Source organism: Burkholderia sp. Tr-862 (assembly GCF_011753085.1).
In the GTDB taxonomy this organism is placed as follows: Bacteria; Pseudomonadota; Gammaproteobacteria; order Burkholderiales; family Burkholderiaceae; genus Burkholderia; species Burkholderia ambifaria.
Genome location: NZ_VWWG01000009.1, coordinates 16,535 through 34,617 on the forward strand (window position 1 = coordinate 16,535; position 18,083 = coordinate 34,617).

Genomic DNA, 18,083 nt, shown 5'->3' on the forward strand with positions numbered 1-18,083 from the left:
GTCGACTTTAGCCAGCCGGTGCGCGGCGCTCTTGACTGGGCTGGACGAATTGCTTGATCGGGCCGGACATCGCACCGCACTGCATCAATACCCATACGCACCATCCCCCAATCCGTGCCGCTCCGCACGACAGGCGATTCCAGGAGGCGACGTGACGAATTCGACCGTTCTTTCATGCACGCGAGGCTCGACGGCCGACGTGCCGGTGCGCGACCGGATGGCGTACTGGGATGCGTTCAACGCCGCGACGCTGGTCGGCCTGCGCTGCTCGTCGCTGTCGCTGGCGGGGCTCGAGGTCGAGAAAACCGATCTCGCGCTGCCGGGGCTCGGCGTCGCCGACATCAGCGGCCGCGATCACGTGATCGAGCGTAGCCCCGCGCTGGTGCGTCAACTGCCGAAGGAGTCGCTGTTCGCGTGCCAGATCCTGAGCGGTCGTGCGTATTTCATCCAGCGCGACCGCTGCCTGCTCGCGGAAGCCGGCGATGTCGTCGTGTACGACACGCGCGTGCCCTACCTGTTCGGATTCCTGACGCCGATGCGGCAGCTGCTGGTCGACATTCCGATCACCACGTTCGACGACCGCTTCGACGCGGAGCTGGCGGCGCTGCCGCTGCGGATCGCGCCGAAACCGGGCGCGGGCGCGATGCTCGGCGCGACGCTGCGCGCGAGCGTCGAGCGGTTCATGAGGGATCCGGTCGAAGAGGACGCCGCGCGCTTCGTCGAACATACGCGCACGCTGGTCGCGGAGCTCATCGACGCGGAAGTGAACGGCGCGGGCGCATCGCGCGCGTCGCTGTCGTACCTGCTGACTGCGAAGCAATACATCGCGACACATCTCGGCGACCCGGAGCTTGGGCCGCAGGCGGTCGCCGATGCGGTCGGGCTGTCGTTGCGGCACCTGAGCCGGCTCTTTGCCGCCGAAGGCAACTCGATCACGCAGCACATCTGGTCCGAGCGGCTGTCGCATGCGCATCGCGAACTGGTCGATGCGCGCCTGCGCAAGACGAGCATCGGCGAGATCGCGTTTCGCTGGGGATTCTCGAGCCAGGCGCACTTCAGCCGCGCGATTCGCGAACGCTACGGTGCGTCGCCGATGGCGCTGCGCAGCGCCTGTTGAAACAGCGGAACCGGTGTTGAAGCGGCGCGTGGTTCACGCGCCGTTTTCGTTTTTATTGTGTTTTCGTCGCGGCGTGGGCACGCCGCATCAATTCGCGATCATGCTCGCCAACGCATCGCGGATCCGCAATCCATCGATCCGTTGAACCGCGAACCCCGCGATCCAAGCCGCCGCCCGGCCGCGAACGCCCTCAGACCGCGCTGGCCTTGTCGATCTTGCGGATATCTTCGTCATCGAGCTTCACGCGGATCGCTTCGCCGAGCAGCGCGAGCTGCGACAGCGACGTCGCACTCGCGATCGGCGCGGTGATCGTCGGCCGGGCGATCTGCCACGCGAGCGCGATCGCGGCTGGTTGCGTGCCGTGCTTCGCCGACACGTCGTCGAGCGCCGCGAGAATGCGCAGGCCGCGCGCATCGAGATAGCCGGCGACGCGATCGCCGCGCACGCTCTTCTTCAGGTCGGCCTCGCTGCGGTACTTGCCCGACAGGAAGCCGCTCGCGAGTGCGTAGTAGTTGACGACGCCGAGCTTCAGGTCGCGCACGACCGGTTCGAGATCGCGCTCGTATTCGGCGCGGTCGATCAGGTTGTATTCCGGCTGGATCACCTGGTAAGCCGGCAGGCCGGCGCGCTTGCTGATGTCGGCGGCTTCGCGCAGGCGCGCGCCGCTGTAGTTCGACGCGCCGATGATGCGTACCTTGCCCGCGTCGATCAGCGTCTGGTAGGCGGCGAGCGTTTCCTCGAGCGGGGCCGTGTCGGCGAGATCCCGGTGCGAGAAATACAGGTCGATGTAGTCGGTCTGCAGGCGGCGCAACGAATCGTCGGCGGCCTTCAGGATGTTGTCCTTCGTCAGGCCCGCGCGCGCCTCGAGCAGGCCGACCTTGGTCGCGATCACGACCTGGTCGCGCTTGCCGGAACGCTTGAGCCACTGGCCGATGATCGTTTCGGATTCGCCGCCGCTGTTGCCGGGCGCCCAGGCCGAATAGACGTCGGCCGTATCGATGAAGTTGATGCCGGTGTCGGCGAGCGCGTCGAGCAGCGCAAACGATGCGTTTTCGTCGACGGTCCAGCCGAAGACGTTGCCGCCGAAGGCGAGCGGGGAAACCTGGATGTCCGACGTGCCGAGGGTGCGTAGTGCCATGTTGCTCTCCTGATGCTGCGGGGTGACGGGATTGAACCGCGGGATCGGCCGAGTTGAATGCGATGGGATGGCGGAGGGGCGACGCGCTTTCGCCGTTGTCGCGGGGTGCTCGAATATTCTCGCCGATCGACCGGAATCGTGCAGCGATCGCGTGGCCGCGGTGACGGAGGACTTGCGGCGGATGACGGGCGAATCGTCCGCTATGTGCACGATTCGTGTGGTTGCGTTCGATCGGGAACCGAATTTTGCCGTGGCTGGGCGCGGCGGCGGACGGTCGAGAGGCGGGTGGAAACCGGCGTACTGTGACGCAGCATCGGAGCGGAACGAAACACGGGCGGCTAGTGGCCGCCCGCGATCCGTCAGCATCAAGCGTTACCGCAACTGCACGGCCGCGAGAAACAGCACCATGCTGCCGATCGCGCCATCCAGCACGCGCCATGCAACGGCCTTGCGGAACCACGGCGCGAGCAGTCGCGCCCCGTATCCCAGCCCGAGGAACCACACGACGCTGACCGCCATCGCGCCGATCGCGAACGCGAGGCGCGCGCCTTCCGGCTCGCGCGCACCGGCCGTGCCGATCAGCAGGAACGTATCGAGATACACGTGCGGGTTGAGCCATGTGAACGCGAGCGTCATCAGCACGATCGCGACCGTGCTCTGCGGCGGCGGCGCGACGGCGTCGCCGCGGACGTCGAGCGTTTCGTGTCCCGGCTTGAATGCCCGGCGCAGCGCGTTGAAGCCGAACCATGCGAGATACGCGAGGCCGACGTACAGCACCACATGGACGAAGGTCGGATAGCGTTCGACGAGCACCGACGCGCCGCCGACGCCCGCGCCGATCAGGATCATGTCGGACAGCGCGCACAGCAGCACGATCTTGCCGACATGCGAGCGCATGATGCCTTGCCGGAGCACGAAGGCGTTCTGCGCGCCGATGGTGACGATGAGCGACCCGCACAGGGCGGCGCCGTGGGAAAAAGCGATCCAGTTCATGATGGGGAAAGGTGAGGCGGTAGACGGGGGAATCGGTTAGCGCTAGTCTGCGGTCAGCCGCAACATAAGAGAAGCTAATTCACCTAATGCTGATTAAGGAAATCTAATGCTCGACTATGCGTTGCTCGACGCCCTTGCCGCGGTGATCCGGCACGGTTCGTTCGAACGGGCGGCCAAGGAGCTGAACGTCACGCCGTCGGCGGTATCGCAGCGCGTGAAGCTGCTGGAGGAGCGCGTCGGCAGCGTGCTCGTCAAGCGCGGGCAGCCGTGCGTCGCGACGACGTCTGGCGCGCTGCTGTGCCGGCATACGGAGCGCGTGCAGTTGCTCGAGGCCGAACTGGGCGGCCGGATGCCCGCATTGCCGGGCCAGATCGCGAGCGCGTGGCCGACGTTGCGCGTGGCCGTCAACGACGACAGTGTCGCGACCTGGTTCATCGATGCGGTCGGGCCGTTCTGTACCGAGCGCGAGACCTTGCTCGACCTCGTGATCGACGACCAGGACTACACGGCCGCGCGCATTCGCGACGGCAGCGTGCAGGGCGCGGTGACCGCGCAGGCCGAGCCGATCCAGGGATGCCGGTCGACGCGGCTCGGGCGTATCCGCTATCGCGCGGTGTGTTCGCCGGCGTTTTATGACCGCTATTTCGGCGCGGGCATCACGCGCGATGCGCTGCGCCGCGCGCCGTGCGTGATGTTCAATCCGAAGGATGGCCTGCAGGCACGCTTCATCCGGCGCGTGACGCGTGCGGATCTCGATCCGCCGCAACACTGGATCCCGCACGTCGCGGGCTACCTGCGCGCATGCGAAACGGGGCTGGGATGGGGAATGTGCCCGGACCGGATGGTCGATCGCCAACTGCAGGCGGGCGAACTGGTCGACATGTCGCGCGGGCGGACCGTCGATATCGAGCTGTACTGGCAGAGCTGGCGCCTGTCGATCGGCTGGCTCGACGACTTCAGCGCGGCGCTCAAGGCGCGTGCCGCGCTGTTTCTCGACTGATCGAAGCGGGAGAGGCGGGAGGGGCGGGCGGCGGCGCGCAGGTCGCGCGCCGCGCGGGGTCAGACTTGATGGAGGCCGTCGAAATCGACGATTTGCACGAGGCGGCCCTGCATTTCGATCAGGCCGCGCTTCTGGAACTTCGACAGCGTGCGGCTGACCGTTTCGAGAGTCATGCCGAGATAGCTGCCGATGTCTTCGCGCGTCATCCGAAGGTTGAATTCCGACGGCGAATAGCCGCGCTTCAGGTAGCGTGACGACACGTCGAGCAGGAACGCGGCGACGCGCTCTTCTGCGTTCAGCGAACCGAGCAGCATGGTTTGCGACGTTTCGCGCACGATCTGCTCGCTCATCAGCTTGTGCATGCGCAGTTGCATCGTGCCGGCCTCCGAGCACAGCGACTTGAGCGCGCTGTACGGAATCACGCAGACCGAGCTGTCTTCCAGCGCGACCGCGGTGCGCGGGTGGGTATCGTCGCAGATGCCGTCGAGGCCGAGCGCTTCGCCCGCGAGGTGCAGGCCGGTGACCTGTTCACGGCCGTCGTGGCGCGTGGCGACGGTTTTCAGCGAACCCGAGCGCACGGCGTACAGGTTGTCGAACGTGTCGCCTTCGCGGAACAGCGCTTCGCCGCGCTTGACCGGCCGCGCCGCGCAGATGACCGACTCGAGGCGGCTGAGCGCTTCGGGTGCGAGGCCCTGCGGCATGCACAGGTGCCGCATGGCGCACGACGAGCAGTGCGGGGCCTGGCGGGGAGCCCGGCTGGCTGCATGGAACGGGGCCGCGGGGCGTGTGGCGACGGGCGTCAGCATGATCGTTTACTCCGGCGTTGAATCGACGAAATCATTGTCCCACCGCAACTTGCCGCTGTCGGGTGACAAAACGTCGCGACCGCGCGCGCATGCCGCAGGCATCGCAGCGGCATGCAGGCACGCATGCCGTTGCACGTGTGCGCTGCGCACGCCGCGCACGCCGCCGACGCTCAGCCCTCCTGATCGTCGGTATGCGCGGCGGCCGGGATCAGCAGCACGGGCAGCGTTGCATGCCGCACGCACTGTTCGGCGATGCTGCCGAGCACGAGGCGACGGAACCCGCGGCGGCCGTGCGTGCCGAGCACCAGGAGATCGGCGCCGAACGCTTTCGCCCCATCGAGGATCAGCGTCGACACGTCGTTGATCGACGACGCTTCGCTCATCACCGTCGCGCCCTTCACACCGGCCGCCTGCATCAGCTTCGTGAAATCCGCCGCGAGCGCATTGCCTTGCGCGACGAGCTGGTCGCGCAGCACGGACGGGTCATAGCCCGGCACGTTGTAGTAGATCGCGGCGTTCTCGACGACGTAGAACGGTTGCAGTTCGGCACCGTGCTCCTTCGCGAGCACGAGGGCGGCGTCGAACGCGTGGCGGGACGTGTCGCTGCCGTCGATGGCAACCAGAATGCGCTTGTACATAGTGTCTCCGAGTGGCGGGTTGGACGAAAGTCGGCCGAACGGCCGAGCGGGTGGTGCGTTGCTGCGAGGCAGAGTAAACCAACGGCAGGGACTCTGCAGCGACGTGCCGGTCGTCGCGATCGCGGCGCTTCGGCCGTCGCGGCGGCGCGCAGCGATCGCGGGCCATGCGCGCGCTGCATGCCGCGTTTCGCGATGGACGCGACAGATCGCAACGGTTGGCCGCGCGCAATGACAGCGCGCGAGCGTCGTGCGGATATCGGCTCGTCACCGGTCGCGGTTGCACGGGCATCGTGCGACGGCGCGGCGTGCGAGCGCGTCCGGGCCGCACACCGGCGTCGTCGGCGCATGCCGACGACCACCTGACAAACCGCTAACCTCGCCCTCCATTGGACCGCATCCGCGGCCGCGACGGCGTGACTTCGATCAACGCCCGTGCATCGGCGTCGCTCGGGTTTCGACGCCCGACGTCGCGAAACCGAGAATGCCGAAATCCGGCGCTGATATCGATACCAGCGCCGATCCGAAAGATCGCGCGGTCGACATACCGACCGGACAACCGGCGCGCGTTGGCCGCCGGCCCCGCTTCGACCCCGCACTCGGACGACCGATTCAAACGCCGCGCGCGCTACTCCGGCACCGTCGTGATTTCGATCACCCGTTCCGGCCGGCGTCCGTGGCCGGGCCAGTACGTGCTGCCGTACATCCGATGAATCGGGCCGTACGGCTCGTCGGCTGGGTGCGACGGCGCGTCGAACCCCTTCTCGATCACCATGTAGCCGGCACGCAGCGCGAACGCCGGATGATTGCCGCCGGGCCGGCTGTCGAAGCCGGCGAACCCGTCGGCGCCCTCCGGCATCGCGTTGACGAGCGACGCGTTGCTGCGCGTGATCTGGTCGGGCGAGAACGCGAGGCCGCTCGCGAGACGGGCGGCCTCGCGATTCTTGCCGTCGGTGTCGACGGTGCTGTCGTGCGTGTCATCGTTGTCGAGTTCGATGCTGCGCGGGTGCACGGCGTGCCCTTGAGCTGACGTTTCCATCGCGGCTCTCCTGGCGGCGAAGCGCTCCGGATCGAAGCAAGTCCCGTTCCGGGCAAGACGGGAAGACGGCGCGCGGGCGATCGCCGCGATCGCCCGGCGCGCGCTGATTTGTCATGATTTATTTCAGCTAGAACCGCCGTTTTCTACAGAGTATGATTCTTTTCCTGCGAAGCGGCGACAGGGGATGCGGTCTCGCCGCCTCTGCCCGCACGGGGACGTCGCAGCACCCTTAGAGACGGGTAGTGAACAACAAAGCAAGGGACTAGAGGTGGTGGATTCATGCAAGCGACTACTGCTTTCACGCACCGCGGTTATCTGTTGAATTGCGCGCCCGCGCGCGCCAGTGACGGGTCGTTCAAGCCCTACGTCGTGATCTCCCGATCGAGCGACGGGGAGCTCGTCGCCAACCGTTTTTTCCCGACCGAGCTCCAGTTCAACGACGAAGGCGACGCAATCGCGCACGCGCGCGACTGGGCCGTGCGCTGGATCGACGCGAGCAGCATCACGATCTGACGCCGTCACGCGGCGCCGACGTTGGCCGTCCGGCCGATCCCTCCGGCGTGCCGCTGCCGGACGAAAACGCGGTAATCTTGCGGAACCCGTCACTTTATTAGCGGCCGTGCGATCGAGCGCGGCCGCCTGCATTGGCATATGTCGACATCACCCGTCCGTCAGTGGGGCCTCGAGGAAATCGTCGCCGGCTTGCGCGAGTCGCGCGAGGAACTCCATCGCACACGTCATCCGCGCGGCATCCGCGAGCTGCCGTCGCGCGACGCGATCTGCAAGATTGTCACCGGCCTGCGCGCGTCGATGTTTCCGACGCACTACGGCGCGCCGGATCTGACCGACGAAAGCGTCGACTACTACGTCGGCCACACGCTCGAAAGCACGCTGCGGATCCTGTCCGAGCAGGTTCGCCGCGCGCTGCCGTTCCTGCCCGAGCATGCGGACACGCCGTTCGCCGAGCTCGACGAACGCGCGTTCGAGATCGCGCGCGAGTTCGGCCGGCGGTTGCCGTCGATTCGCGCGCTGCTGGTCAGCGACATCCAGGCCGCGTATGCGGGTGATCCGGCCGCGCAGCACATCACCGAGATCCTGCTGTGCTATCCCGGCGTGCTCGCGATGATGCACCATCGGCTCGCGCATGCCTTGCACCAACTCGGTGTGCCGCTGCTCGCACGATTCATCAATGAAATCGCGCACTCGGCCACCGGCATCGACATTCACCCGGGCGCGCAGATTGGCCCGAGCTTCTTCATCGACCACGGCACCGGTGTCGTGATCGGCGAAACCGCGATCATCGGCGAGCGCGTGCGCGTGTATCAGGCCGTCACGCTCGGCGCGAAGAGCTTCCCGGCCGATGGCGAAGGCACGCTGGTGAAGGGTAATGCGCGCCATCCGATCGTCGAGGACGACGTGGTGATCTACGCGGGCGCGACGATTCTCGGCCGCGTGACGATCGGGCGCGGCTCGGTGATCGGCGGCAATGTGTGGCTCACGCATAGCGTGCCGCCCGGCACGAGCGTCGCACAGGGCAAGGTTCGCGAAGGCGGCAGCGCCGAGAAGCCGTAACGCGGCGCGCGAACGGCGCCGCTCATCCGGGGTCAGTGCTTGCCGGCCGGCGAGCGATGCTTGTACAGCACGTCCTGGTCGACGCGAATCAGGTTCTGCCCCGCGTCGACGACGAAATCCACGCCGTTGTAGGCGCTGCCCGTCAGCAGCAGGATCGCGCTCGCGACGTCGTCGGGGCCGGCGATGCGCGCGAGCGGCGTCGATGCGCGGCTCGCGTGTTCGAAGTCGGCTTGCGTCTGGTCGTCGCTCGGCAGCATCAGCCCGGGGAACACCGCATTCACGCGCAGCACCGGCGACGACGACAGCGCGAGCATCTGCGTGAGGTTGCCGAGCGCAGCCTTCGCGACCGTGTAGCTGAAATGGTCGCGGTGGAAGTTTTCCTTGATTTTCTGGTCGACCACGTTCACGACGACACCCTGCGTGCCGGCCGCGCGGGCCCGTTCGTAGAACGCGCGCGTGAGCAGGATCGGCGCGCGGCAGTTGACGGCCCACGCCTGGTCGAACGCCGCGAGGTCGAAGCTCGGGAAATGGTCCTGCCAGAACACCGACGCGTTGTTGACCAGCACGTCGAGGCGGCCGAAGCGCGCATACACCTGGTCGATCAGCGCGGTGATCTGCGCGGCATCCGACAGGTCGGCCTGCAGCGCGACGGAGTCGTGCCCGCGTTCGGCGATCGTGCGGGCTGCCGCATGCGCGGCATCGGCTGAGCGGTCGTAGTGGACCGCGGTGCGATAGCCGTGTGCGGCGAAATACTCGGCGAACGCGCGCCCGGCCCGGCGCGCGGCGCCGGTCACGAGTACGACCGGCGCGTTCGCCGCTTGCTTCGTGGACTGCATTACGTATTCGTCAGGTTGACTGAAGAAGGATTCGCGACGATCGACAGGAATTCGCGCCGCGTCGATGGGTCGGTGCGGAACGTGCCGAGCATGCGCGACGTGACCATCTCGACACCCGGCTTGTGTATGCCGCGCGTCGAGATGCACTGGTGCGCGGCTTCGAGGATCACGCCGACGCCTTTCGGCTGCAGCACGTCGAACAGCGTGTCGGCGATCTGCACGGTCATTTTTTCCTGGATCTGCAGGCGCTTCGCGAATGCGTCGACCAGACGCGCGAGCTTCGAGATGCCGACGACGCGATGGTTCGGCAGATACGCGACGTGCGCGCGGCCGATGATCGGCACCATGTGGTGTTCGCAGTAGCTCTCGAAGCGGATGTCCTTCAGCACGATCATCTCGTCGTAGCCGTCGACTTCGCTGAACGTGCGCGCGAGGATCTCGCGCGGCTCCAGCGCATAGCCGGCGAAGAACTCCTCGTACGCGCGCACGACGCGTGCGGGCGTGTCGTGCAGGCCTTCGCGGGCGGGATCGTCGCCGGCCCAGCGCAGCAGCACGCGAACGGCTTCCTCGGCTTCTTTCCGGCTCGGGCGGGATGCGGCCGGCTCGGGCCGCGCGGATTTTTTACCCATCTAGTCGCTCCATCGAATGCGGCCGCCTGCGGCGGCGCGGATATCCGGCCATTGTTTCATGCTTTCGCGGCTCGTGTGTGCGGGCCGCCGCTCACCCGGCTTCACTTCGGCCACTCGTCCTGCTCGTCGTTGAACAGCGACGCGACCACTCCGCGCAGCCACGCGGTGCGCGGATCGTTGTGGAACTTGCGATGCCAGTGTTGCTTCAGGTCGAAGCGCGGCAGCGGCAGCGGCGGCTCGACCGGCACGATGAACGCGTGCTCGGCCGCGTATGCATAGCCGATCGCGTGCGGCACCGTCGCGATCAGGTCGGTGCGGCTGAGGATGAACGGCAGGCTCATGAAGTGCGGCGTCTCGAGCACCGCGCGCCGGTGCATGCGCTGCTTCGCGAGGTATTTCTCGAGCACTTCCTGGCTACGTCCTTCGGCGCGCACGACCGCGTGCCCGCAACCGAGAAACTGCTCGACCGTGAACGGCGGCGCTTGTTCGAACGGATGGCCGCGTCGCATCAGGCAGACGAACCGGTGCGTGAACAGCCGCTGCTGGAAGAAGTTGTTGCCGTCGAGATCGGGGAAGTAGCCGACCGCCAGATCGATCGAGCCGGCTTCGAGGCCGCGGCCGACTTCGTCGTGTGCGGGCGAGACCGAGCGCAGGTTCGCATGCGGCGCGCGCGACGCGAATGCCTGCAGTAGCTTCGGCAGGAACACGATCTCGCCGACGTCCGACAGCGCGATCGAGAACGTATGCGTGCTCGCCGTCGGATCGAAGTCGTGCGGCGCGACCAGGCCGCGCTCGATCTGCGCGAGCGCGTCGCGCGCGGCCGGCAGCAACGTGAGCGCGCGCGGCGTCGGCTCCATTCCGCGCGACGTGCGCACGAACAGCGGATCGCCGAAATACGCGCGCAGCCGGCCGAGCGCCGTGCTCACGCGCGGCTGGCTCACGCCGAGCAGGTCGCCGGCGCGGCTGACGTTGCGCGTGTCGTCGAGCGCGACGAGGTAAGGAATGAGGTTCAGATCGAGCGTGTCCATCGCCGGGGCCAGTATCTAGAAAGCGTATACAACATATCTCCTGAATCGCGTTGCTGCATAGTCGGGAAAGCGCTCAAATGTGTTCAATTACTCGAACCAATTTGCCTTGCATGGGTCCCGACTAAGCGCTGAAGCGCCAAGTCGGGCCGACCGCACAAGGCATGGGACCGAAGTAAGTGCTGAAGCACTAACTCCGGTCGACACAGGAGACGAACAATGCGCACCCAGGTCGCCATCATCGGCGCCGGTCCGTCCGGCCTTTTGCTTTCCCATCTGCTGCGCCTGCAAGGCGTCGATGCCATCCTCGTCGAAGCGCGTTCGCGCGAATATTGCGAGAACCGGATTCGTGCCGGCGTGCTGGAACAGGGCACCGTCGACACGCTGAATGAAGCCGGCCTCGGCGAGCGGATGCGCCGCGAAGGGCTCGAGCATCACGGCATCGAGCTGCTGTTCTCCGGCCAGCGCCATCGCATCGATTTGAGCGCGCTCACCGGCGGGCGCGCGATCACTGTCTACAGCCAGCATGAAGTCGTGCGCGACCTGATCGCGGCCGGCGACGCGCATGGCCACGCGATGCACTTCGAAGTCACCGACGTCGCGCTGCACGATGTCGAGAGCGAGCACCCATTCGTCACGTTCAAGCACGCGGACGGCCGCGCGGACCGCATCGACTGCGACTACATCGCCGGCTGCGACGGCTTCCACGGCATCGCGCGCCAGACGATTCCCGCTGAGCGGCTGAACACGTTCGAGCGCGTGTATCCGTTCGCATGGCTCGGCATCCTCGCGGACGCGGCGCCGTCGCTCGACGAACTCGTCTACGCGCATCACGAGAACGGCTTCGCGTTGTTCTCGATGCGCTCGCCGACGGTCACGCGCCTCTACCTGCAGTGCAAGCCCGACGAAAACCTCGCCGAATGGTCCGATGCGCGGATCTGGGACGAACTGCACACGCGCTTCTCGAACGACACCGGCTGGACGCCGACCGAGGGCCGGATCACGCAGAAGAGCGTGACGCCGATGCGCAGCTTCGTCTCGGAGACGATGCAGCACGGCCGCCTGTTCCTCGCCGGCGACGCCGCGCACATCGTGCCCCCGACCGGCGCGAAGGGGATGAACCTCGCGGTGGCCGACGTCCGCGCGCTGTCCCGTGCGCTCGGCGCCCGCTACCGCGACGGCGACGCGACGTTGCTCGAGCGCTATTCGGCGACCTGTCTCGAACGCGTGTGGCGCGCCGAGCACTTCTCTTACTTCATGACGAACATGCTGCATGCGTCGCCGGACGACTCGCCGTTCGTCAATCGCCTGAAGTTTGCCGAACTGAAATATGTGACGCGCTCGCGGGCCGCCGCGCAGTCGCTGGCCGAAAACTACGTCGGCCTGCCGTTCGACGACCAGCCGACCCCCGAGGGATCCCGCCTTGACAACGCGCTGTGCGCGACTCTATGATCGGCCATCGTTCGCTAATCGAATCTAGGTTCGAATGGCGAACAAATACCGAAGGTCGACAACGGCCTCCGGCGCGGCACGCGACACCGCGTGTCCCCTCGACAGGCCGCGCATCGTGCCGCGGGTTCGTATCAGGAAGAGACATGGTCAACAAGATTTTCGAATCGCTTCAATCGGCGGTCGCGGACGTCCACGACGGCGCGACCATCATGATCGGCGGCTTCGGCACGGCAGGCATGCCGTCCGAGCTGATCGACGCGCTGATCGAGCAGGGCGCGCGCGGCCTGACGATCGTCAACAACAACGCGGGCAATGGCGAGACGGGCCTCGCGGCGCTGCTCAAGGCGAAGCGGGTGCGCAAGATCATCTGCTCGTTCCCGCGCCAGAGCGACTCGCAGGTGTTCGACGCGTTGTACCGCGCGGGCGAGATCGAGCTCGAGCTCGTGCCGCAGGGTAACCTCGCGGAGCGGATCCGCGCGGCCGGCGCCGGCATCGGCGGCTTCTTCACGCCGACGGGCTTCGGCACGAAGCTCGCGGAAGGCAAGGAAACGCGCGTGATCGACGGCAAGTCGTATGTGTTCGAGACGCCGATCCACGCTGATTTCGCGCTGGTGAAGGCGTACAAGGGCGACCGCTGGGGCAACCTCGTGTATCGCAAGACCGCGCGCAACTTCGGGCCGATCATGGCGAGCGCCGCGAAGGTCGCGATCGTGCAGGTGTCGGAAGTCGTGCCGCTCGGCGGGCTGAACCCGGAACACATCGTGACGCCGGGTATTTTCGTGCAGCGTGTCGTCGAAGTGCCGCAGGCCGCGCATGCGGCCGAGCTGGCTGCCGAACGTGCCGCATCCCAAGCCGCCTGACTGCCCTGAGGAACTCGAAATGAAACGACTGACCCGCGATGAAATGGCCAAGCGCGTCGCCCAGGACATCCCCGAAGGCGCTTACGTGAACCTCGGCATCGGCGTGCCGACGCTGGTGGCGAACCACCTCGATCCGAGCAAGGAGATCTTCCTGCACAGCGAGAATGGCCTGCTCGGCATGGGCCCGGCGCCCGCGCCCGGCGAGGAAGACGACGAGCTGATCAACGCCGGCAAGCAGCACGTGACGCTGCTCACCGGCGGCGCCTATTTCCACCACTCGGATTCGTTCGCGATGATGCGCGGCGGCCATCTCGACTACTGCGTGCTCGGCGCGTTCCAGGTGTCGGCGAACGGCGACCTCGCGAACTGGCATACCGGCGCGCCCGATGCGATTCCGGCCGTCGGCGGCGCGATGGACCTCGCGATCGGCGCGAAGCAGGTGTTCGTGATGATGGAACATCTGACGAAACAGGGTGAGAGCAAGATCGTCGCGCAATGCTCGTATCCGGTCACTGGCGTGCAGTGCGTGAGCCGCATCTATACCGATCTCGCCGTGCTCGACGTGACGGCCGACGGCCTGGCGGTGAGCGAGATCTTCACCGACCTGTCGTTCGACGAACTGCAGAAGCTGACCGGCGTGCCGCTGATCGACGCGACGCGTAAGGCCGCGGCCTGAACGGCAAGCGTGCCGGCGCGCGCGATCCAGCGCACGCCGGCACGCTTGGGTAGACAATAGGCGCACGCCGTTTCCCCACTCTGATGCCATGCTCGAAGACAGCGCCCGCCTGACCTCCCTCATCTGCGGCACCGAGCCGCTCAACCGGATCTGGTCGCCCCGCGCGACGATCCAGCGGATGCTCGACGTCGAAGCCGCGCTCACGCGCGCGCTCGCCGCGCAGCAGGTGATTCCCGCCACCGCGGTCGCGCCCATCGAACGCGCGTGCGACGCCGATCGGCTCGACGCCGACGCGCTCGCGCACGGCGCGGCGCTCGGCGGCAATCTCGCGATTCCGCTCGTCAAGCAGCTCACCGCGCAAGTGAAGGCCGACGACCCCGAGGCCGCGAAGTTCGTGCACTGGGGCGCGACGAGCCAGGACATCATCGATACCGCGACCGTGCTGCAGCTGCGCGACACGCTCGACGTGCTCGAGCCGCTGCTCGACGAAGCGTGCGCGTCGCTCGCGACGCTCGCGCGCACGCATCGCGCGACACCGATGATCGGCCGCACGTGGCTGCAGCAGGCGCTGCCGATCACGCTCGGCCTGAAATTCGCGCAATGGCTCGATGCACTGCTGCGCCATCGCGCGCGTTTCGCCGAACTGCGCGCGCGCGCGCTGGTGCTGCAGTTCGGCGGCGCGGCCGGCACGCTCGCGAGCCTGCGCGAGCATGCGGCCGGCGTGAGCGCCGCGCTCGCGGCCGACCTGAAGCTCGCGGTGCCGGCCGTGCCGTGGCATACGCAGCGCGACCGCATCGCGGAAGCCGCGTCATGCTTCGGGATGCTGACCGGCACGCTCGGCAAGATTGCGCGTGACGTGTCGCTGCAGATGCAGACCGAAGTCGGCGAGCTCGGCGAACCGGCGGCCGCCGGCAAGGGCGGATCGTCGACGATGCCGCACAAGCGCAACCCGGTCGGTTGCGCGGCCGTGCTGACGGCTGCTGTGCGCGCGCCGAACCTCGTCGCGACCGTGTTCGCGGGGATGGTCCAGGAGCACGAGCGCGCGCTCGGCGGCTGGCAGGCCGAATGGGACGCGCTGCCCGACCTCGCGCGCCTGACCGGCGGCGCGCTCGCGCAGATCGCGCAGATCGTCGCGGGCCTCGACGTGAACACCGAACGCCTCGCCGCGAACCTCGACCTGACGCACGGGCTGATCCTCGGCGAAGCCGTGATGCTCGCGCTCGGCGACCGGATCGGCCGGCTCGATGCGCACCATGTCGTCGAGCATGCGTCGAAGGAGGCCGTGCGCACCGGCGCGACGCTGTTCGACGTGCTCGCCGCCGATGCGACCGTATCGGCCCACCTGTCGCGCGACGCGCTCGCGCGGCTGCTCGATCCCGCACATTACGTCGGCGAGGCGCAGGCCTACGTCGACGCCGTGCTCGCGCTGCACGCGGGTGCGAAACAACCAGGAGAACATTGATGCCCTTCGCCACTGTCAACGGCGTGAAACTGCATTACCGGATCGACCGTGCCGCGCGCGACGACGCGCCGTGGCTCGTTTTCTCGAACTCGCTCGGCGCCGACCTGCAGATGTGGGCGCCGCAGATTCGCCCGCTCACGCAGCACTTCAACATCCTGCGCTACGACACGCGCGGCCACGGCCATTCCGATGCACCGGCTGGCTCGTACACGGTCGACCAGCTCGCGGGCGACGTGATCGGCCTGCTCGACCACGTCGGCATCGATCGCGCGCACTTCTGCGGGATCTCGATGGGCGGCCTGACCGGCGCCGCGCTCGCCGCGCGCTTCCCGTCGCGCATCGTGCGTGCCGTGCTGGCGAACACCGCCGCGAAGATCGGTTCGCCGGAAGTGTGGGCGCCGCGTGCGCAGAAGGCGCGTGCCGAAGGGATGGCCGCGCTCGCCGACGCCGTGCTGCCGCGCTGGTTCACCGACGCGTTCGTCGATCGCGAGCCGCGCCTGTTCGACGCGATTCGCGACACCTTCGTGCATACCGACAAGGACGGTTACGCGGCGAACTGCGACGCGCTGAACGCGGCCGACTTGCGCGAGGAAGTGAAGGGCATCGCGCTGCCGGTGCTCGTCGTGACCGGTGCGAAGGACATGTCGACGCCGCCCGACCAGGGCCGTGCGCTGGCTGCCGCGATTCCCGGCGCGCGCCACGTCGAATTCGACGCCGCGCACATTTCGAACATCGAGTGCACCGACGGTTTCAACCGCGCGCTGCTCGACTTCCTGACCGCGTGAGGCACCGACGATGGACGACCAGCAACGTTATGAAGCAGGGATGAAGGTGCGCCGCGCGGTGCTCGGCGACGCGCACGTCGACCGTTCGATCGAGAACCGCACCGAGGTGACCGACGAATTCCAGAACCTGATCACGCGCTATGCGTGGGGTGAGATCTGGACGCGCGACGGCCTGCCGCGCCATACGCGCAGCCTGCTGACCATCGCGATGATGGTCGCGCTGAACCGCGGCGAGGAACTCGCGCTGCATCTGCGCGCCGCGCGCAACAACGGCGTGACGCGCGACGAGATCAAGGAAGTGCTGCTGCAGACCGCGATCTACTGCGGCGTGCCGGCCGCGAACTCCGCGTTCCATCTCGCGGACAAGATCTTCAAGGAACAGGATGGGGCCGCCTAGGCGAGGCCGGCTGAGCGCCGGCAGTGATCCGATCGCACGGCCTGCCGATGCTGGCGAGCCGTGACGATCGACGAACGCGCCGGCGGCGAATCGGTGCGTGAACGAAGGCAAGGCGCGGCCACGAGGCCGCGCTTGTTGCATATATCAATGTTGGATGGGACCGAAGCAAGCGCTCAAGCGCCAGTTTCGGCCGACAAGGAGACTAGCGATGAATCGCACACCCGTGGTCGATGTCCAGACCTTCATCAACGAGCAGCCGTTCGGCGGCTTTCAGTGGCTCGTATTCCTGATGTGTTTCGTGATCGTGCTGCTCGACGGCTTCGATACGGCCGCGATCGGCTTCATCGCGCCGTCGCTGCTCGGCGAATGGAACCTCACCAAACCCGATCTCGCGCCCGTGCTGAGCGCCGCGCTGTTCGGTCTCGCCTGCGGCGCGCTCGTGTCGGGCCCGTTGTCCGATCGTCTCGGGCGCCGCTCGCTGCTGCTCGGCTCGGTATTCCTGTTCGGCGTCGCGTGCCTCGTGTCCGCGTTCTCCACGACCATCGGGCACCTGACGATCCTGCGTTTCATCACCGGCGTCGGGCTCGGCGCCGCGATGCCGAACGCGGTCACCATGATGGGCGAGTTCTGCCCGGACAAGCGTCGCGCGACCGTGATCAACCTGATGTTCTGCGGCTTCCCGCTCGGCGCGGCGTTCGGCGGCTTTCTCGCCGCGTGGATGATTCCGCATTTCGGCTGGCGCAGCGTGCTGATGCTCGGCGGCGTGACGCCGCTGCTGCTCGGTGTGCTGTTGCTGCTGAAGATGCCGGAATCGGTGCGCTTCATGGTCGCGCACGGCCAGAGCGTCGACCGGATCCGCACGACGCTCGCGCGGATTTCGCGCGATGCGCTGAACGCCAGCTCGTTCGTGATGACCGAAACCGCGCCGCAGACGGGCAGCAAGGGGCTCGGCGTCGTGCTGTCGCGCTCGTACATCGTCGGTTCGGTGATGCTGTGGATCGCGTACTTCATGGGCCTCGTGATCTTCTACGCGTCGATCAACTGGATGCCGATCCTGCTGAAGGACGCCGGCCTCACGCCGAAGAGCGCGACCCTGATCTCCGCGCTGTTCCCGCTCGGCGGTGTCGGCGCGGTGCTGTGCGGCGTGCTGATGGACCGTTTCAACGCGAACCGTGTGATCGCCGTGTGCTATGCGCTGACCGCGATCAGCGTGTATGCGATCGGGCAGGCGGCGGGGAATGTGGGGCTGCTCGTGCTGGTCGTGTTCATCGCCGGCGTGCTGATGAACACCGCGCAATCGTCGATGCCGGCGCTCGCCGCCGCGTTCTACCCGACCGAAGGGCGCGGCACGGGTGTGGCGTGGATGCTGGGTGTCGGCCGCTTCGGCGGGATCGCCGGATCGTTCCTCGTTGCGGAGCTGACGCGCCGGCACTTTTCGTTCGCAGGCGTGTTCGGGACGATCGCGGTCGCTGGCCTGCTCGCATGCCTCGCGTTGCTGATCAAGCAGATGGCGCGGCCGCATGGCGTCGCGCAGCCGGGCGGCAAGATCGAGTCGCTCGGGCATTGAGCGCAATCGGGGCCGGGGCGATGCGCCGGCTCCGCGTGTGTTGCGGTGGGTCGGAAGACGGCCGACGCGTAACAGCAGACCGGGCCGCGTCAGC

Annotated in this window: 19 protein-coding genes; 11 read left to right on the forward strand and 8 right to left on the reverse strand. The window is 67.3% G+C overall.

The window, feature by feature from the left end:
* The first annotated feature begins 151 nt into the window (after positions 1-151).
* Positions 152-1,117: a helix-turn-helix domain-containing protein gene (locus tag F3J14_RS05220; RefSeq protein WP_166722093.1), complete on the forward strand. Its 966-nt coding sequence runs from the start codon at positions 152-154 to the stop codon at positions 1,115-1,117.
* A gap of 190 nt (positions 1,118-1,307) precedes the next feature.
* Here the strand turns inward: F3J14_RS05220 and F3J14_RS05225 are convergent, their stop codons facing one another.
* Together F3J14_RS05225 and F3J14_RS05230 are read right to left on the reverse strand one after the other, a co-directional pair.
* The gene (locus tag F3J14_RS05225; protein WP_166722094.1) at positions 1,308-2,255 is read right to left on the reverse strand and encodes an aldo/keto reductase; all 948 of its coding nucleotides are present in this window, start codon (positions 2,253-2,255) and stop codon (positions 1,308-1,310) included.
* A 372-nt stretch (positions 2,256-2,627) separates the two neighbouring features.
* Positions 2,628-3,248 carry a LysE/ArgO family amino acid transporter gene (locus F3J14_RS05230; RefSeq protein ID WP_011659942.1) on the reverse strand — a complete coding sequence of 207 codons (621 nt, stop codon included), beginning with the start codon at positions 3,246-3,248 and terminating at the stop codon, positions 2,628-2,630.
* 106 nt (positions 3,249-3,354) lie between these two features.
* Here F3J14_RS05230 and F3J14_RS05235 point away from each other — a divergent pair, with 106 nt between their 5' ends.
* The gene (locus F3J14_RS05235) at positions 3,355-4,248 is read left to right on the forward strand and encodes a LysR family transcriptional regulator ArgP (protein WP_166722095.1); all 894 of its coding nucleotides are present in this window, start codon (positions 3,355-3,357) and stop codon (positions 4,246-4,248) included.
* 59 nt (positions 4,249-4,307) lie between these two features.
* On the opposite strand, the gene fnr is transcribed toward F3J14_RS05235, so the two are convergent.
* The 3 genes from fnr to F3J14_RS05250 all read right to left on the reverse strand — a co-directional run bounded on the left by fnr (position 4,308) and on the right by F3J14_RS05250 (position 6,728).
* On the reverse strand, positions 4,308-5,054 hold the full coding sequence (gene fnr / locus F3J14_RS05240; protein ID WP_166722096.1) for a fumarate/nitrate reduction transcriptional regulator Fnr: 747 nt from the start codon (positions 5,052-5,054) through the stop codon (positions 4,308-4,310).
* Positions 5,055-5,224: 170 nt separating this feature from the next.
* Entirely contained in the window at positions 5,225-5,692 is a 468-nt protein-coding gene (locus F3J14_RS05245) for a universal stress protein (RefSeq protein ID WP_166722097.1), read from the reverse strand.
* 625 nt (positions 5,693-6,317) lie between these two features.
* A complete protein-coding gene (locus tag F3J14_RS05250) occupies positions 6,318-6,728 on the reverse strand; it encodes a DUF3005 domain-containing protein (protein ID WP_166722098.1) in 411 nt (136 codons plus the stop codon).
* A 279-nt stretch (positions 6,729-7,007) separates the two neighbouring features.
* On the opposite strand from F3J14_RS05250, the gene F3J14_RS05255 reads away from it, so the two are divergent.
* Positions 7,008-7,241: a hypothetical protein gene (locus F3J14_RS05255; protein ID WP_011659947.1), complete on the forward strand. Its 234-nt coding sequence runs from the start codon at positions 7,008-7,010 to the stop codon at positions 7,239-7,241.
* 138 nt (positions 7,242-7,379) lie between these two features.
* The gene (epsC, locus tag F3J14_RS05260) at positions 7,380-8,300 is read left to right on the forward strand and encodes a serine O-acetyltransferase EpsC (RefSeq protein WP_166722099.1); all 921 of its coding nucleotides are present in this window, start codon (positions 7,380-7,382) and stop codon (positions 8,298-8,300) included.
* Positions 8,301-8,332: 32 nt separating this feature from the next.
* On the opposite strand, the gene F3J14_RS05265 is transcribed toward epsC, so the two are convergent.
* The 3 genes from F3J14_RS05265 to F3J14_RS05275 form a co-directional block, all read right to left on the reverse strand.
* Positions 8,333-9,136: an SDR family oxidoreductase gene (locus F3J14_RS05265; protein WP_166722100.1), complete on the reverse strand. Its 804-nt coding sequence runs from the start codon at positions 9,134-9,136 to the stop codon at positions 8,333-8,335.
* A complete protein-coding gene (gene folE / locus F3J14_RS05270; RefSeq protein ID WP_166722101.1) occupies positions 9,136-9,765 on the reverse strand; it encodes a GTP cyclohydrolase I FolE in 630 nt (209 codons plus the stop codon). Before folE ends, F3J14_RS05265 begins: the two co-directional genes overlap by 1 nt.
* A gap of 101 nt (positions 9,766-9,866) precedes the next feature.
* Positions 9,867-10,793 carry a LysR family transcriptional regulator gene (locus F3J14_RS05275; protein ID WP_166722102.1) on the reverse strand — a complete coding sequence of 309 codons (927 nt, stop codon included), beginning with the start codon at positions 10,791-10,793 and terminating at the stop codon, positions 9,867-9,869.
* A 216-nt stretch (positions 10,794-11,009) separates the two neighbouring features.
* On the opposite strand from F3J14_RS05275, the gene pobA reads away from it, so the two are divergent.
* The 7 genes from pobA (at position 11,010) to F3J14_RS05310 (ending at position 17,989) form a co-directional block, all read left to right on the forward strand.
* Positions 11,010-12,242, forward strand: coding sequence for a 4-hydroxybenzoate 3-monooxygenase (gene pobA, locus F3J14_RS05280; RefSeq protein ID WP_166722103.1), 1,233 nt, complete (start codon positions 11,010-11,012; stop codon positions 12,240-12,242).
* Positions 12,243-12,385: 143 nt separating this feature from the next.
* The gene (locus F3J14_RS05285) at positions 12,386-13,102 is read left to right on the forward strand and encodes a 3-oxoacid CoA-transferase subunit A (protein WP_006756646.1); all 717 of its coding nucleotides are present in this window, start codon (positions 12,386-12,388) and stop codon (positions 13,100-13,102) included.
* 19 nt (positions 13,103-13,121) lie between these two features.
* Positions 13,122-13,778, forward strand: coding sequence for a CoA transferase subunit B (locus F3J14_RS05290; RefSeq protein WP_012365076.1), 657 nt, complete (start codon positions 13,122-13,124; stop codon positions 13,776-13,778).
* Between the two features lie 88 nt (positions 13,779-13,866).
* Complete coding sequence (locus tag F3J14_RS05295) at positions 13,867-15,240, forward strand: 3-carboxy-cis,cis-muconate cycloisomerase (RefSeq protein WP_166722104.1); 1,374 nt, start codon at positions 13,867-13,869, stop codon at positions 15,238-15,240.
* Entirely contained in the window at positions 15,240-16,025 is a 786-nt protein-coding gene (pcaD, locus tag F3J14_RS05300) for a 3-oxoadipate enol-lactonase (protein ID WP_012365078.1), read from the forward strand. The genes F3J14_RS05295 and pcaD overlap by 1 nt, the downstream gene beginning before the upstream one ends.
* 10 nt (positions 16,026-16,035) lie before the next feature.
* Positions 16,036-16,422 (forward strand): 4-carboxymuconolactone decarboxylase, encoded by a 387-nt coding sequence (gene pcaC, locus F3J14_RS05305; RefSeq protein ID WP_006749282.1) that lies wholly within the window; start codon positions 16,036-16,038, stop codon positions 16,420-16,422.
* Between the two features lie 208 nt (positions 16,423-16,630).
* Complete coding sequence (locus F3J14_RS05310) at positions 16,631-17,989, forward strand: MFS transporter (protein ID WP_166722105.1); 1,359 nt, start codon at positions 16,631-16,633, stop codon at positions 17,987-17,989.
* Positions 17,990-18,083: the final 94 nt, after the last annotated feature.